Annotated in this window: 16 protein-coding genes and 1 pseudogene; 7 read left to right on the plus strand and 10 right to left on the minus strand. The window is 69.4% G+C overall.

Annotated elements, in window-relative coordinates; translation table 11 throughout:
* Together NDR87_RS21905 and NDR87_RS21910 are read right to left on the minus strand one after the other, a co-directional pair.
* Positions 1-140 (minus strand): chorismate synthase (locus NDR87_RS21905; RefSeq protein WP_251915248.1); only part of this gene is annotated, 140 nt, incomplete at its 3' end.
* Positions 141-226: 86 nt separating this feature from the next.
* Positions 227-676: an A24 family peptidase gene (locus NDR87_RS21910; RefSeq protein ID WP_251915225.1), complete on the minus strand. Its 450-nt coding sequence runs from the start codon at positions 674-676 to the stop codon at positions 227-229.
* 198 nt (positions 677-874) lie between these two features.
* Between NDR87_RS21910 and NDR87_RS21915 the strand changes: the two genes are divergently transcribed.
* From NDR87_RS21915 to NDR87_RS21930, 4 genes are read left to right on the plus strand one after another with little or no spacing between them, the layout of a single operon-like run.
* Positions 875-1,993: an aminopeptidase P family protein gene (locus NDR87_RS21915; RefSeq protein WP_251915223.1), complete on the plus strand. Its 1,119-nt coding sequence runs from the start codon at positions 875-877 to the stop codon at positions 1,991-1,993.
* 35 nt (positions 1,994-2,028) lie between these two features.
* Positions 2,029-2,592, plus strand: coding sequence for an elongation factor P (gene efp, locus NDR87_RS21920; RefSeq protein WP_251915221.1), 564 nt, complete (start codon positions 2,029-2,031; stop codon positions 2,590-2,592).
* A 10-nt stretch (positions 2,593-2,602) separates the two neighbouring features.
* Positions 2,603-3,115: a transcription antitermination factor NusB gene (gene nusB, locus NDR87_RS21925; protein WP_251915219.1), complete on the plus strand. Its 513-nt coding sequence runs from the start codon at positions 2,603-2,605 to the stop codon at positions 3,113-3,115.
* The gene (locus tag NDR87_RS21930) at positions 3,115-3,372 is read left to right on the plus strand and encodes a YciI family protein (protein WP_251915217.1); all 258 of its coding nucleotides are present in this window, start codon (positions 3,115-3,117) and stop codon (positions 3,370-3,372) included. Before nusB ends, NDR87_RS21930 begins: the two co-directional genes overlap by 1 nt.
* 4 nt (positions 3,373-3,376) lie before the next feature.
* Here the strand turns inward: NDR87_RS21930 and NDR87_RS21935 are convergent, their stop codons facing one another.
* The 5 genes from NDR87_RS21935 to NDR87_RS21955 all read right to left on the minus strand — a co-directional run bounded on the left by NDR87_RS21935 (position 3,377) and on the right by NDR87_RS21955 (position 8,278).
* Positions 3,377-4,750, minus strand: a complete 1,374-nt coding sequence (locus tag NDR87_RS21935) for a serine hydrolase (RefSeq protein WP_251915215.1) — start codon at positions 4,748-4,750, stop codon at positions 3,377-3,379.
* A gap of 111 nt (positions 4,751-4,861) precedes the next feature.
* A complete protein-coding gene (locus NDR87_RS21940) occupies positions 4,862-6,115 on the minus strand; it encodes an SLC13 family permease (RefSeq protein ID WP_251915213.1) in 1,254 nt (417 codons plus the stop codon).
* Positions 6,091-7,230 carry a serpin family protein gene (locus NDR87_RS21945; protein WP_251915211.1) on the minus strand — a complete coding sequence of 380 codons (1,140 nt, stop codon included), beginning with the start codon at positions 7,228-7,230 and terminating at the stop codon, positions 6,091-6,093. The genes NDR87_RS21940 and NDR87_RS21945 overlap by 25 nt, the downstream gene beginning before the upstream one ends.
* A gap of 58 nt (positions 7,231-7,288) precedes the next feature.
* The gene (locus NDR87_RS21950) at positions 7,289-7,621 is read right to left on the minus strand and encodes a hypothetical protein (RefSeq protein ID WP_251915209.1); all 333 of its coding nucleotides are present in this window, start codon (positions 7,619-7,621) and stop codon (positions 7,289-7,291) included.
* 207 nt (positions 7,622-7,828) lie between these two features.
* Positions 7,829-8,278, minus strand: a complete 450-nt coding sequence (locus tag NDR87_RS21955; RefSeq protein WP_251915207.1) for an SgcJ/EcaC family oxidoreductase — start codon at positions 8,276-8,278, stop codon at positions 7,829-7,831.
* A gap of 140 nt (positions 8,279-8,418) precedes the next feature.
* Here NDR87_RS21955 and NDR87_RS21960 point away from each other — a divergent pair, with 140 nt between their 5' ends.
* Positions 8,419-8,976 (plus strand): DUF4334 domain-containing protein, encoded by a 558-nt coding sequence (locus tag NDR87_RS21960; protein WP_251915205.1) that lies wholly within the window; start codon positions 8,419-8,421, stop codon positions 8,974-8,976.
* A gap of 54 nt (positions 8,977-9,030) precedes the next feature.
* Positions 9,031-10,253: pseudogene (locus tag NDR87_RS21965) on the plus strand (FAD-dependent oxidoreductase).
* 9 nt (positions 10,254-10,262) lie between these two features.
* On the opposite strand, the gene NDR87_RS21970 reads toward NDR87_RS21965, so the two are convergent.
* The 3 genes from NDR87_RS21970 to NDR87_RS21980 all read right to left on the minus strand — a co-directional run bounded on the left by NDR87_RS21970 (position 10,263) and on the right by NDR87_RS21980 (position 12,689).
* Positions 10,263-11,087 (minus strand): CPBP family intramembrane glutamic endopeptidase, encoded by an 825-nt coding sequence (locus NDR87_RS21970; protein WP_251915204.1) that lies wholly within the window; start codon positions 11,085-11,087, stop codon positions 10,263-10,265.
* A gap of 47 nt (positions 11,088-11,134) precedes the next feature.
* Positions 11,135-11,848: an HD domain-containing protein gene (locus NDR87_RS21975; RefSeq protein WP_251915202.1), complete on the minus strand. Its 714-nt coding sequence runs from the start codon at positions 11,846-11,848 to the stop codon at positions 11,135-11,137.
* Positions 11,849-12,062: 214 nt separating this feature from the next.
* Complete coding sequence (locus NDR87_RS21980; protein WP_251915200.1) at positions 12,063-12,689, minus strand: alpha-ketoglutarate-dependent dioxygenase AlkB; 627 nt, start codon at positions 12,687-12,689, stop codon at positions 12,063-12,065.
* Positions 12,690-12,791: 102 nt separating this feature from the next.
* Here NDR87_RS21980 and NDR87_RS21985 point away from each other — a divergent pair, with 102 nt between their 5' ends.
* Positions 12,792-13,082 (plus strand): hypothetical protein, encoded by a 291-nt coding sequence (locus NDR87_RS21985; RefSeq protein WP_251915199.1) that lies wholly within the window; start codon positions 12,792-12,794, stop codon positions 13,080-13,082.
* The last annotated feature ends 80 nt before the right edge of the window (positions 13,083-13,162 follow it).

Below are 13,162 nucleotides of genomic sequence, written 5' to 3' on the forward strand. Positions count from 1 at the left end.
TAGCCGAGGCGTCGGCGGGCCAGTTGCGCGGCGATGTCGGCCGAGGTCACCTCGACACCGGCCACCATCCCCTCCAGGATCGCGACGAGGGCGGGACCATGAGACTCTCCGGCAGTTATCCAGCGCAACACGGTATCCATCTTTCCATGTCAACACCTCCGGTTTGACATCCGGTCGTTTCGGCCGCGCGCCGGAGCCGTCCGGCCGCGGTCGCGGGCAATCGGGACTAGCGCACCGCCAGCAACGCGGCCACCGTCGCGAAACACATCGAAGGGCCATGCGGCACAGCGGTATTCGCGGACGGTGCGTGGGACCGATAGGCGCGCAGGAGGGCCGCGGCCCCGCCGCCCACCGCGGTCAGCATCGGGGCGGCCAATGCCGCCCAGGTCCAGGCGTGTGCGCCGCCGCACGCCGCGGCCGCACCGAGCCCGGCCGCGAGTTTCACATCCCCGGCGCCGAACGCGGCCGGTGCGGCCAGATGAACGAGCAGATACGGCACGACCAGCAGGAGCGCACCCGTCACAGCGACGGAGAAGCGGTCGGTGAACAGGGCGAACCCGAGTACCGCGAACCCGCCGGGGAGGGTCAGCGAGTCGGGTAGTCGGCGGGTGCGCAGATCGATGAGGCTCAGCGTCGTACACCACAGGGCGAGGAGCGCGAGGGCGATGGCGGTCATGACCCGATCGTGCGTCGCCGCGGCGGGCCGTGGGGGCCGCGAACGAAAAATGTGGATAACTGTGGGGCTGTGGATAACTCGTGACGGCGAGTCGCCCACGACGGCCGGATTCGCCCAGCTACCGAGGCGTGTCGCGAGTGTCTCCCCCGGAGGACAGCGGCGGGCGGGTGCGGGCCGGGTAGCGGTAGCGTTGATGCCATGTCTGATCACGGTGCGCGCCGTCCCGACCATGCGACCCGACGGGCCGCGCTGCGGGACCTGTTGGTGGAGAACGGGGTCGATGCCCTGCTGGTGACGGATCTGGTGAACATCAGATATCTGACCGGCTTCACCGGCTCGAACGCGGCGCTACTGGTCTACGCCTGGGACGCTGGCGAGCAACGCACGGTGATCTGCACCGACGGCCGCTACGCCACTCAGGTCGGCGAGCAGGTGCCGGATCTGCATGCCGAGATCGCCCGGGCCAGCGCCCGACGGCTGGTGGAGCTGGCGGGGGAGTGGCAGACCGGCCGGGTCGGATTCGAAAGCCACGTGGTCACCGTCGATCAGCACCGCGGCTTCCTCGAATGGGGTGCCGGACTGGAGTTCGTGGCCACCCCCGGCCTGGTCGAACAGCTGCGGATGGTCAAGGACGCCTACGAGGTCGACCGCCTGCGCGCGGCCTGCGCCGCCGCCGACGCCGCCCTGGCCGCCCTGCTTGAGCGCGGCGGATTACGCCCCGGCCGCACCGAACGCCAGGTGGCGCGCGAGCTGGAATGGCTGATGTTCGAGCACGGCGCGCACAAGATCGCGTTCGAGACGATCGTCGCCACCGGTGCGAATTCGGCCGTGCCGCACCATCGTCCGACCGACGCGGAGCTCGCCCCGGGCGATTTCGTGAAGCTCGACTTCGGTGCGGTGGTCGACGGCTACCACTCCGATATGACCCGCACCCTGGTCCTCGGTGCGCCCGCCGACTGGCAGCGCGAGGTCTACGAGCTGGTGTACGCGGCGCAGCGGGCCGGGCGGGAGGCGTTGAAACCGGGCGCGGCCTGCAATGCGGTGGACGCGGCCGCGCGCTCGGTGATCGAGGCGGCCGGGCAGGGCGAGCTGTTCGTGCACGGTCTCGGGCACGGGGTCGGTCTGCAGATCCACGAAGCGCCCGGACTCGCCAAAACCGGCACGGGTACACTGCTCGGTGGCGTGGCGGTGACCGTCGAGCCAGGTGTGTATTTCCCCGGCCGCGGCGGTGTCCGCATCGAGGATACGCTCGTGGTTCGCGAGGGGGGCCCCGAGCTGCTTACGCTCACCACCAAAGACTTGACCGTCGTCGACTGACGCCGGTTGCCCTACGAACAGGAGATCCGAGGACAGTGGCGGACACCAGCGACTTCAAGAACGGCCTCGTGCTGAAGATCGACAATCAGCTCCAGCAGATCGTCGAGTTCCAGCACGTCAAGCCGGGTAAGGGTCCGGCGTTCGTGCGAACGAAGCTGAAGAACGTCGTCTCCGGCAAGGTCGTCGACAAGACCTTCAACGCCGGTGTCAAGGTGGAGATCGCCACCGTCGACCGCCGCGATATGACCTACCTGTACCACGACGGGTCGGACTACATCTTCATGGACGGCGACACCTTCGATCAGATCCACATCAGCGAGCAGAAGCTGGGCAGCAGCTCGAAGTTCCTGCTGGAGAACATGCCGGTGCAGGTCGCGATGCACGAGGGCGAGGTGCTCTACGTCGAGCTCCCGGTCACCGTCGAGCTCGAGGTCACCCACACCGAGCCGGGCCTGCAGGGCGACCGCTCCAGCGCGGGCACCAAGCCCGCCACCCTCGAGACCGGCGCCGAGGTGCAGGTGCCGCTGTTCATCAACCAGGGCGACAAGCTGAAGATCGACTCGCGCGACGGCAGCTACCTCGGCCGCGTCAACGCCTAATCTGGTGACTGTGGCGGATCAGCCTGGGGACAAGAAGTCCCAGTACAAGAAACTCGGTGCCCGACACAAGGCCCGCCGCCGCGCGGTGGATCTACTGTTCGAGGCCGAGGCCCGCGACATCGATCCGGCCGAGCTGCTCGACGAGCGCGTGCGGCTGTCGGTCCGTGACGACTCGGTGGCGCCGGTGAATCCCTATACCCGGACCCTGGTCGAGGGCGTCGCCGACGACCTGGACCGGGTGGACGGCACGATCGAGTCCTACCTGCAGGATTGGACGCTGTCGCGGCTGCCCGCCGTGGACCGCGCCATCCTGCGGGTGGCGGTGTGGGAGCTGTTCCACGCCACCGATGTGCCGCCCGTGGTCGCGGTCGACGAGGCGGTGGAACTGGCCAAGGAGCTGTCCACCGACGACTCCCCGAGCTTCGTCAACGGCGTGCTCGGCCAGGTGGTGCTGGTCGCGCCGCAGGTCCGTGCCGCGGCCGCCGCGACGCGTGCCAACCCCGCCCGGGACGACGAGGCGTAGTGCGCAAATATCTGGTGCTCGCCCTGCGCACCGGGCGGTGGAACGACTCGGTGATCCAGCCGCATCGCGATTGGCTCGCCGAGGTCCGCGCGCAGAACCGCCTCGACTGCACCGGCCGCTTCACCGACGGCAGCGGCGGCGCCTACGTCGTACTGGCCGAGAATCTCGCCGCGGCAAGGGAATTGGTGTTCACCGACCCCATCCACACCACCGGCGCCTCGGAGCTGACGGTCTACGAGTGGGAGATCACCGGCTGAGCGCCTACGCCGTGACCTTGGGGGCGCAGCGCATTCCGACGTAGCAGCAGGTGGTGCCGTCGGGCAGGTCGGCGAAGACCACCGGCATCCACGCCTCGGCGAAGGCGCCCGATCCGGCCGCGGCGAAGACGCCCTCCGACACCGGGATCAGATCCGCCTCCAGCGGCGGGGAGAAGTCCTTCATGCCGCCGGTGAATTCGTAGCGCAGGTGGGGTGCGGGGGTGTCGGTGATCGTGATGGTGACGCCCTCGCGTTCGTAGCTGCCGAGGAAGGGGGTCATGTCCACGGCGGGGGGCTGCGCCGGTGGGGCGAAGGAGGCGGGCATACGAACGTCCGCCAGTTCGGCCAGCAGCTCCCGGAACAGCTGGGCGTACAGCTCCCGTGCGCCGCCGCCATTGGTCATCAGCGCCACGGCCACGCCCGCCGATGGGACGACGCGCAGGTAGGAGTACTGCCCGATGGACGCGCCGTCATGGCCGTAGCCGACGATCCCGTCCCAGTCGTAGAGGGTCCAGCCCAGTCCCCAGCCGTCGGCGCCGACGGTCCACTTGTCGGGCACGTCGGTTGCGCGGCGCTGCATGGCCGCGACGGTCTCGGCCGCCAGGATGCGGGTGCCGTCGGCCGCCGTGCCGCCGTCGAGGTGCAGGCGGGCGAAGCGGACGAGATCACCCGCGGTCACCAGGACGCGGCCGTAGGGTCCGGCGCTGCGCGGCATCAGATCCCAGGCGGGAGCGGGTTCGGGCATCCGCCCCAGCTCGCCGAGGTGGCCCATCGCCACCCGGAAGCGCAGCGCCTCCTCCGGCAGGGTCATCGTGTGTTCGACTCCCAGCGGGGCGAGCAGGCGCTGTTTCAGTGCGTCGTCCCAGCTCTGCCCGGTCTGTACCTCGATCAGCCGACCGAGCACGTTGTAACCCACGCTCGAATACGAAACCGCCACTCCCGGTGGGCAATCGAGCGCGACGTCGCGGGCGGCGGCCACGTAGCGCGCCAGGCAATCGTCCCCGCGGCCGCTGTCGAAGGTGAAATCGCAGGTGAGTCCGCCGGTATGGGACAGCAGCTGCCGTGGCGTGATCATCCTGGTCGCCTCCGGATCCGCCGTCGCGAATTCGGGCAGCGCATCCACCACCGGCGCGTCCAGGTCCACCGCCCCGGCCTCGGCGAGCCGCATGACCAGCGTCGCGGTGTAGAGCTTGGCGATCGACCCGGATTGGAATATCGAGTCGACGGTGGCCGCCACGCCGGTGCCGCGATGCAGCACCCCGGATGCGAGCTCGTGGATCCGCCCGTCGACCAGCACGGCCAATGTCGCGCCCGGAACGTGGTGAGCGGCACGAAGGTCGTCGAGACGAGCCTGCCAGTGCGACGCATCGAAAATCATCGGAGATCCTTCCGTACAGTGCTCCTTGCACCGAACACTGTACCGTAAGGCGCACACTGTTCGTCAAGTCATGGGCGAATGTGAGTCCAGCTACCCGTACCGGAAAACGAGCTAGTGGCCGACGGCCAGCAATGCCCCGACGGCGGCCGCCGTGGCGACCACCGCCAGTCCGCAACCGGTGGCGATGAAGCGCATCCGGGGAACCCGGACGCCGTGGGTGCGGCAGAACTCCAGGCACAACAGCGTGGCCAGGGAGGCCCAGGGAGTGGCAATCGAGCCGATGTTCGTGCCGATCAGCAATGCCAGCAGTTGGTTTCGGTTGCCGGGTGGGATCACGGCCTCGCCCGCGGTGTAGGCGGGCAGATTGTTGACCAGATTCGACAGGCCCACCCCGGCCGCCGCGGCGCGATACGAGCCGAATGCGCCGGGGTCGGTCCCGATGAGCGTGCCCATGAGGTGGTCGAGGCCGACGCGCCCGAGCGTCGGGATCACCAGGAACAGTCCGAGCACGAAAATCAGCAGCTGCCAGGGAATCAGCGACCAGCGCAGTGCCGACCGATCGAATACCGCGAACGCCACGACGGCGATGACCGCCGCCGCGGCCGCCGCCAGGCCGATGCGATCGCCGACGATCGGGATGGCCGCGATGAACAGCACGCATGCCGCGCCGGTGGTGCGGAACAGGGCCCGCTGGCGACCGGGGGCGGGCCGGATCGGCTCGGGCGGCAGATACCGATCCGCCCCGCGCTGGCGTCGCCGCCAGTACCAGACCCACAGGAAAACCATGGTGACCAGCACCGAGACCAGTTGCGGCAGCCACATTCTCGTGGCGAAGGCGGCGCCGTCCAGGTCCACGCGATCGGCGGCCAGCAGGTTGGTGAGATTGGATACCGGCAGCACCAGACTCGCGGTATTGGCCAGCCACAACGTCGTCATGGCCAGCGGCAGCGGAGCGATGCGGGCGGGTCCGGCCAGCGCCAGCAGCACCGGGGTGAGCAGGACGGCGGTGGTGTCCAGATTCAGCACCATGGTCGTCGTCGCGGCGAACAGCACGCACAGTACGAACAGAATCGCGTAGTCACCCCGCCCGACGATGGCCAGCCGATGCGCGACCACATCGAAGACCAGCGCCCGCCGAGCCAGCTGCGCCAGCACCATCACGCTCGCGAGAAACAGCAGCAGCGGCCCGATCCGCCGCAGGTTCGCGGCCGCCTCGGCGCGGGGCAGCAGCCCGGTCGCGACACACAGCAGCCCGATCGCCAACAGCGCGAGGCGGATTCGATCCAGCACACCCACCCGTCGGGCCCCAGGAGACTCGGCCGCCGCCTCGGCCTTCCCGCTCAGGCGGGCGGCCGGGCCACCCACCCGGCCACGATCACCAGTCCGGTCGGCCGATGCACGGCCAGGAAGCCGAACGGCCGATCGAAGGCGACCGAGATCTCCAGGGCCGATCGCGGCCGCTGTAGCGCGACCGCCCGGGCCATCGCGATGGCCGTCACCGCCGCGGCCTCGAAACCCTCGCGGGTGAATCGGGCGAGCGCGTTCTGGGCGGCGTCGGCGACATACAGTGGCGTTTCCGATATTTCGGGGAAGCGCTGTGCGCCGTCATCGGCGGCCGAGCGCAGACCGAACAGGTCGGGATGATCGAGTAGCCGGTGTGTCGAGCGAATCTCGAAGGGCGGCAGCTGAATTCGCAGCGTGTCGGCGACCGCTCGGGTCTCGCGGACGACGAGGCCGGGCGCCCGGGTCCCGATCGGCAGATCACCGCGCGCCATCACCGAGCCGTCGAGCGCGGCCAGCCCCGCCCCGAGCACCTCACCGGGCGACCCCTCGCTCAGCAGCAGATGGACGTCCAGATCGGCGACGCCCCGCACTGCCACGCGCGTCACCGGCGAGCGGGCGTCGAGCACGGTCACATCGTCGAGCTGCCGCGAGTATCGCGACAGGCCCGGTCCGCGATGCCCACGCCACGGCCCGTCCTGCGGTTCGAGCACGTCCTCGTCGAACGTTTCGCGCCACGCGGTGCGCGCCACGATCGCGGTGGCCAGCACGAGCAGCGTCTCGGAGTCGATGGCGAGCGGGAAGCGCCGGATGAGCCCGTCGGTATGGCGATCAGCCCACGTGTCCAGGGCGTCCTGGTCGGTCAGGGTCTCGATGACGCCCTCGGGCAGCGACCGCGCCCACCGCTCGCGCACCGTTACATCCCGGCGCACCCACACCCCGAGCGCACCCGCGATCGTCTCGGCCTCGTTCAATTCCGTCAGCAGTCGCAGCGCGGCCGCTTGGGCGTCCGGTCCCTCGAGTCCGACGGCCGCGGCCAGCTCGCTCCGCACGGGCTCGTTCGCCGCGGCGGCCAGTATGCCGAGCAACGGCCACGCGCCACATCCCGACAGCACGAAATCATCGCTGCCCGCAGCGGCGCACCACCGCCCGGTCAACGAATTGGCCGCGGCCACATGGGGCAGAAGACTGGTCTGCATCTCGCCCAGGGTAGCCACCGTGGGTGACCACCGCCGCTGACCAGTCGTGACGCGGTAGCTACCGCTCGAACAGCACGGAGCGGAACACGACGTGACGCTCCCGCTCCCGGGGAGCAATCGAGGTCACCGGCTTGCCCCGGCAGTCCGCGTTGCGGTAGAGCTTCGCGACCCGGTTGGTCCTGTTCTCGGCGGCTCCGCGACCCTCGATGGCGTAGCACCGATTGTTCTTGGGATCGCGCAGGCGCTTCTCCGTGCCGTGCTCGGTGTAGACGAACGCGCCCTTCGCGGGGCGGGGCCAGGGAGTCGGTTCGGCACCGGCATCGGCCGCACCGCCGAGGAGTAGAGCGACAACCGCACCGACCGTGACCAGTGCGCCACCGATGTGCGTCATGGTCTTGCCTTTCGTCGAGTCGTGCGCTCGGGGTACGGGCCCGGCCGGGCGCGATCGACGATATCGATCCTAACCGGCAGCGGCGGCGGAAAATGTTGCAGTACAACGTAATAGGGGCTGGAAGTAGTTATCGCCCCCGCTGCCGGGTGTACGTGGGTGCAGCGGGGGCGGCGACGGTCGCATCGGGCGACCGTCGGACCCGGGCCGTCAGGCGGGCCGGGAGATCGGGGTGTTCTGCCGGGCGGCGGCCCACCAGCGACCGTCCTCCTTGATCAGGACGTAGAGGGCGATCATGGCCGGTTCCTGGTCGATCAGGTCGCCGTCGGGCGTGGTGGCGCGGGCGTGTTTGTGGGCGATGGCGACGTCGGGGCGCAGGAAGGTGATGTCGATGGTGTCGTAGCGGACATACTCGTCCTTCAGGAAACCGGCCAGTCCGGCCCGGCTGGACTCCAGTAGTTCCGCGCGACCGGTGAGCAGCGTGCCCATCGCGTTGACGACCGTGGCGTTGTCGAGGAAGTCGGCGGTCATGAGTTCGGCGTCGTTGGTGTTGTAGCCGGATTCGACACGCCCGATGATCGCCCGGATGGCGGCGATGTCGCCGGTGTGATCAACGGTGGTGTCGGTGATCGACGGGGCGATCGGGTGCGCGGTGTTCATGGGATTCATCGTGGTATCTCAACCGGACTTCAGGTCCAGAGTTCCTCGGCGTGGCCTGGGTCACGTGGTCCGGTGGCGGCGCGGGTCTGAGATATCGTGAGAGAAGTCTTGTCATTCGGTCACGACGTCGAGGAGGGCCAATGGCCGCTGTCGAAACGCCCGCCGCGCGGCTGCGCGAACTACAGGATCGCGGCTGCACCCCGGGACAGGCGTGGGAGCTGTTCGACTCGCTGCCCGCGGTGCGGGTCGACGAGATCACCACCGGTCGTTGGAGCGGCGACGAGCTCGACACCGGCCACCCCTGGGCGGACGTACTGGTCGAATCCGGCTGGTACGGTAAGCAATTCGACAGTCCCGACAATGTCCAGCCGCTGCTGTTCGCCGGTCCGGACGCCGCGGTCTTCGCCGTCGATCCGCGCCGGATGCCGCTCGCGCTGGCCGGACGGATTCCGCTGTCCGGTGTGCGCGCGGCCCGGGCCCTGCTCCCGGTGCTGCGTCCGCTGCTGCGCACCCGCGCGCCGCGGGCCCGACTGCGGAATCTGGAGTATCGCGGAAAGATCAGTGCGGCAATGATTTACGACCACCTGCCGATCATCGACATCTTCCGGCTGGTGGACGATCAGACCCTGCTGGGCGTGATGGATCTGCGCGGGCTGCACGAGCCGTATTTCTTCATCCTGCGCCGCGAAAGCGTCTGAGTCCGAACGGTCGCGGCCTACCATCGGAGGTACCGCGACCGAAGGGACATCCCGATGGAACGCACGACCTGTCTGGTGGCCGGTGGCGGTCCGGCCGGAATCGTCTTCGCCCTCTTGGCCGCTCGTGCCGGGGTCGACGTCACCGTGTTGGAGAAGCACGCCGATTTCCTGCGCGATTTCCGCGGCGACACCGTCCATCCGACCACCCTGGACCTGCTCGACGAACTGGGCCTGGGGGAGGAGTTCGCGAAGCTGCCGCAGCGGCGGGTGTCGGCTGTGCAGTTGCCCCTGCGCGGGAGTTTCGCCACCGTCGCCACCTTCGAACGGCTGCCGGGGCGGCACAAAATACATTGCCATGGTCCCGCAGTGGGATCTGCTGGACCTGCTCACCCGCGCTGCTGATCAGGAGCCGAGCTTCCGGCTGCGGATGAACACCGAGGCCATCGATCTATTGCGCACGGGCGGCCGGGTGACAGGCGTGCGCTATCGCACGAGTGACGGTGTGGTCGGAGAGATCCGGGCCGATCTCACCCTCGCCTGCGACGGCCGCACGTCGGTGCTGCGGGAGGCGGCCGGGCTCGGCTCGCGCCGCTGGGCGACGCCGTTCGACGTCCGGTGGTTCCGGATTCCCCGACACGACACCGATCCGGCGGGTGCGGTCCCGATCCTGACCGCCGACCGGGTCGCGATCCTGCTCGATCGCGGCGACTACTGGCAATGCGCGACGCTCATCGCCAAGGGCGGCGCTGCGGCGGGGGCCGGTCACCGAGATCATGCGCGGTATGGCCGATGCCGTGCCGTGGCTGGCCGATCGCGTCGACGCCGTGCCCGGTTGGGAGCAGGTGAAGCTGTTGGATGTGCAGCTCGATCGCCTCGACCGCTGGTATACCGACGGACTGCTGTGCCTGGGCGATGCGGCGCATGCCATGTCGCCGGTGGGTGGGGTCGGGATCAATCTGGCGGTGCAGGATGCCGTCGCCGCGGCGCGAATCCTGGTGCCGCGCCTGCTGTCCGGTGCGGTCGGCGTCGCCGATCTGGCCCGGGTGCAGCGGCGGCGCATCGTGCCGACCGTGGTCACCCAGACGATGCAGCGGTTCATGCATCGGGTCGCGATCCGCCCGGCGGTCTCCGGCCGGTTGAACGTCTCCAATTCCGAGCGAACCCCGTTGCCGCTGCGGGTGTTCCGGCGCATTCCGATCGTGCGGAGTGTGCCGCCGTTCCTGGTGGCCCGCGGTGTGCTGCCCGAGCATGCCCCGGACTTCGCGCGGCGGCCGTGACGCGGCCGGTCACGCCATGGCCGCGAGCATCGCGACCGGGGTGTTGGCCGCCTCGTGGGCCAGGATGAGCAGCCAGGGATTGCGGTATCGCGACCAGAAATAGCCCAGGAACAGTCCGGTGACCCCGGTGTTGAGCACCGCCGAGGCGAGGTCGATCGCGGTGCCCGCACCGCCCTGCACGGCCGAATGCCAGGCGCCGAACAGCAGCGCGGTGACCGCGATCGCGGGCCACCGGCCGTACCGCGCCTCCAGCCTGGTCTGCAACCAGAGGCGATAGAAGATCTCCTCGGTGGTGGCATTGATCAGCAGCAGTGCGGCCAGGGTGAGCGCGCTGGGCGCGGTCGCACCGTCCCACTGGACCACCAGGTTGCAGGCCAGCGCGAAGCCGACGGCCGCGGGCAGTGGTCGCAGCCAGCGGCCGCGGGTGTCCAGCCGCAGCCATTCCCGCACGGTCACCTGCCGCAGCAGCAGCGGAATCGCCAGCAGCAGGCCGAATTTGAGGCCGATGAACCAGAGCGGCGTGCGCGGCGCCAGATGCAGGGCCACGACGAAGGCGACGGCTGTTCCGGCCAGCAGCCAGCCCTGGCGCGCCGCCGTATTCGGATCGGTGTCCGGTAGGGCAGTGTCCGGCGTGACCTTCGGCGGCACCAGCCGGGTCAGGACGATCCCGACGAGCGCCGGGACCCACAGCAGCAGCATCGGTGTGGTGTCGGGGGTATCGCCGGAGTGGCGCAGGCTGGTGTGGCCCGTCACGATCAGGACCAGCAGCGCCGCACCGAAGACGCCGACGGCGGCGAAGGGGACGATCCGGTCCGACCGTATTGCGCTCGACACCGCGTCGACGCTACCGCCCGGCCCCCGCGCCCGGCGACGATCTCGGCCTAGCCCTCCTCGAGGATGGCGTCGAAGCGCTGGTCGGCGCGGTCGAGCTGGGCGAGGATATGCCGTTTGACGTGCTCGGCGAGCGGGGTGTCGGGGCGGGTCACCAGGTCGCGGTAGACGTCGGTGAGCGGCCGGTATTTGGTGGCCAGATGCCGCTGGACGCCACCGGTGGCGTAGACGATGCCCACGCCGTTGTCGGTGAAGTCGGAGATCTTCACCACTCGGGCCCACGGATCGCGGGCCAGGCTGGTGGCGACGTGTTCGCGGTACTGCGCGTGCCGGTCGACGCCCGGTTTCCGGGCCGGATTGGTGACGGCGGCAACGATAGTGGCGACCCGATCGCCGAAGCGTTCGGTGACCTCGGCGAGGGCGGCGTCGGCCGGGGCGCCGGGGCGGTCACCGGCCAGCTCCTCGGGATGGTCCTCGACCGAATCGTGCAGCAGCCCAGCGACAACCACCTCGGTATCGCGCACCTCGTAGTGACTGACGATCCGAATGGCCACCCGCAGCAGATGATTCACATACGGTTCCCGCCCGTATCGATCGTCGCGATGCAACCGCGCGGCCAAATCCAAGGCCGCCCCCACCTTCTCGGGCTCACCCAACTTCTCGCTCTCGAGCTCCAGCCGTTGCCGCAACCCACTCTCGCCGTGCACCTCACTGATCGTGTGCAACGGCATGATCGACAGAATTCCCGCCCCGATACTGCTCATATCGCCAATCTATCGGCCGCTTGCCCTGGCGGAAAGCGCGCCGGGGACAGGAAGTGTGGGTGCGCCGGGGACAGGAAGTGTGGGTGCGCCGGGGACAGGAAGTGTGGGTGCGCCGGGGACAGGGATATGCGCAGGGTGTGTGGTGTGCCGAGACAGGGTGTCGGGTGGGGTGCGCCGGAGCACGGGGTGGCGGGCGGGGGTGCAGCTGGGGAGGTCAGCGGACGTTGTGGGGGCGGAACTGGATGCTGATTCGGGGGCCGACCGGGCGGCGGGTTTTCGGGATGGCGTGTTCCCAGGTGCGCTGGCAGGAGCCGCCCATGACGATGAGGTCGCCGTGGCCTGCCTGGTAGCGGATGCTGGCGCCGCCGCCGCGGGGGCGCAGGAGTAGGGGGCGGGCCGCGCCTACCGAGACGATGGCGACCATGGTGTCGATGGTCGAGCCTCGGCCGCCGGTGTCGCCGTGCCAGGCCACGCTGTCGTTGCCGTCGCGGTAGTAGCACAGGCCCGCGGTGCGGAACGGCTCGCCGAGTTCGGTGCCGTAGTGGGCGCTCAGGGCGTCCCGGGCCTGGTCGAGGATCGGATCCGGCAATGCCTCGTTCTCGCCGTAGAACCGTTGCAGCCGGGGCACATCCACCACTCGCTCGTACATCTGCCGCCGATCCTCCCGCCACGGCACCCCGTCGGCCAAGCGTTCGAACAGCGAATCGGCGCCCCGCAACCAGCCCGGCAGCACATCGACCCAGGCCCCATCGCCCAGCACATCCCGGCGCACCCCGGCCAGCGGGCCGAGCTCGACCTCCCCGAACCCGTCCAGCAGCGACCCCTGCAGCGGTATCGACATGCCCCGAATCTACGACCTTTCGAACATATGTTCAAGGTTGCCCGGCGCGGGGTGTCGGAAAACCGAGTGGCCGGTATGCGGGCGGGACGGACACTCGGCACAGTGCCGATGGATCATCGCCTGCTGCTGACGTTCACGCTGACCACCCGGTATGCGTTCCCGATTCTGGGAGTGATCTTGATCGCTCTGGAGTTCCTCGTCGACGGCACCGTGGGCGTGCTCGGGGGCGGATCGGGGAGTGGCCGCGCACCCGGCGAGCCGCTCGTCGGCGCGTGGACGTGGCGACCGGCGGCGTTTTCCTCGACCTCGGCGTGCGCCTGGCCGTGCAGCGCTGACCGGCGATCAAGGCTGCCCGGCACCGTAATCGGCCCGGATGTGACCCAACGCCCATGACACGCACGGGTTGTCGATCCGCGCGGGCGCAATAGGGTTGGGCACACTGGGGATTGACCCCATGCCCCGCGCGACCGGGG

The organism is Nocardia sp. CDC159 (assembly GCF_023740735.1).
GTDB lineage: Bacteria > Actinomycetota > Actinomycetes > Mycobacteriales > Mycobacteriaceae > Nocardia > Nocardia pulmonis.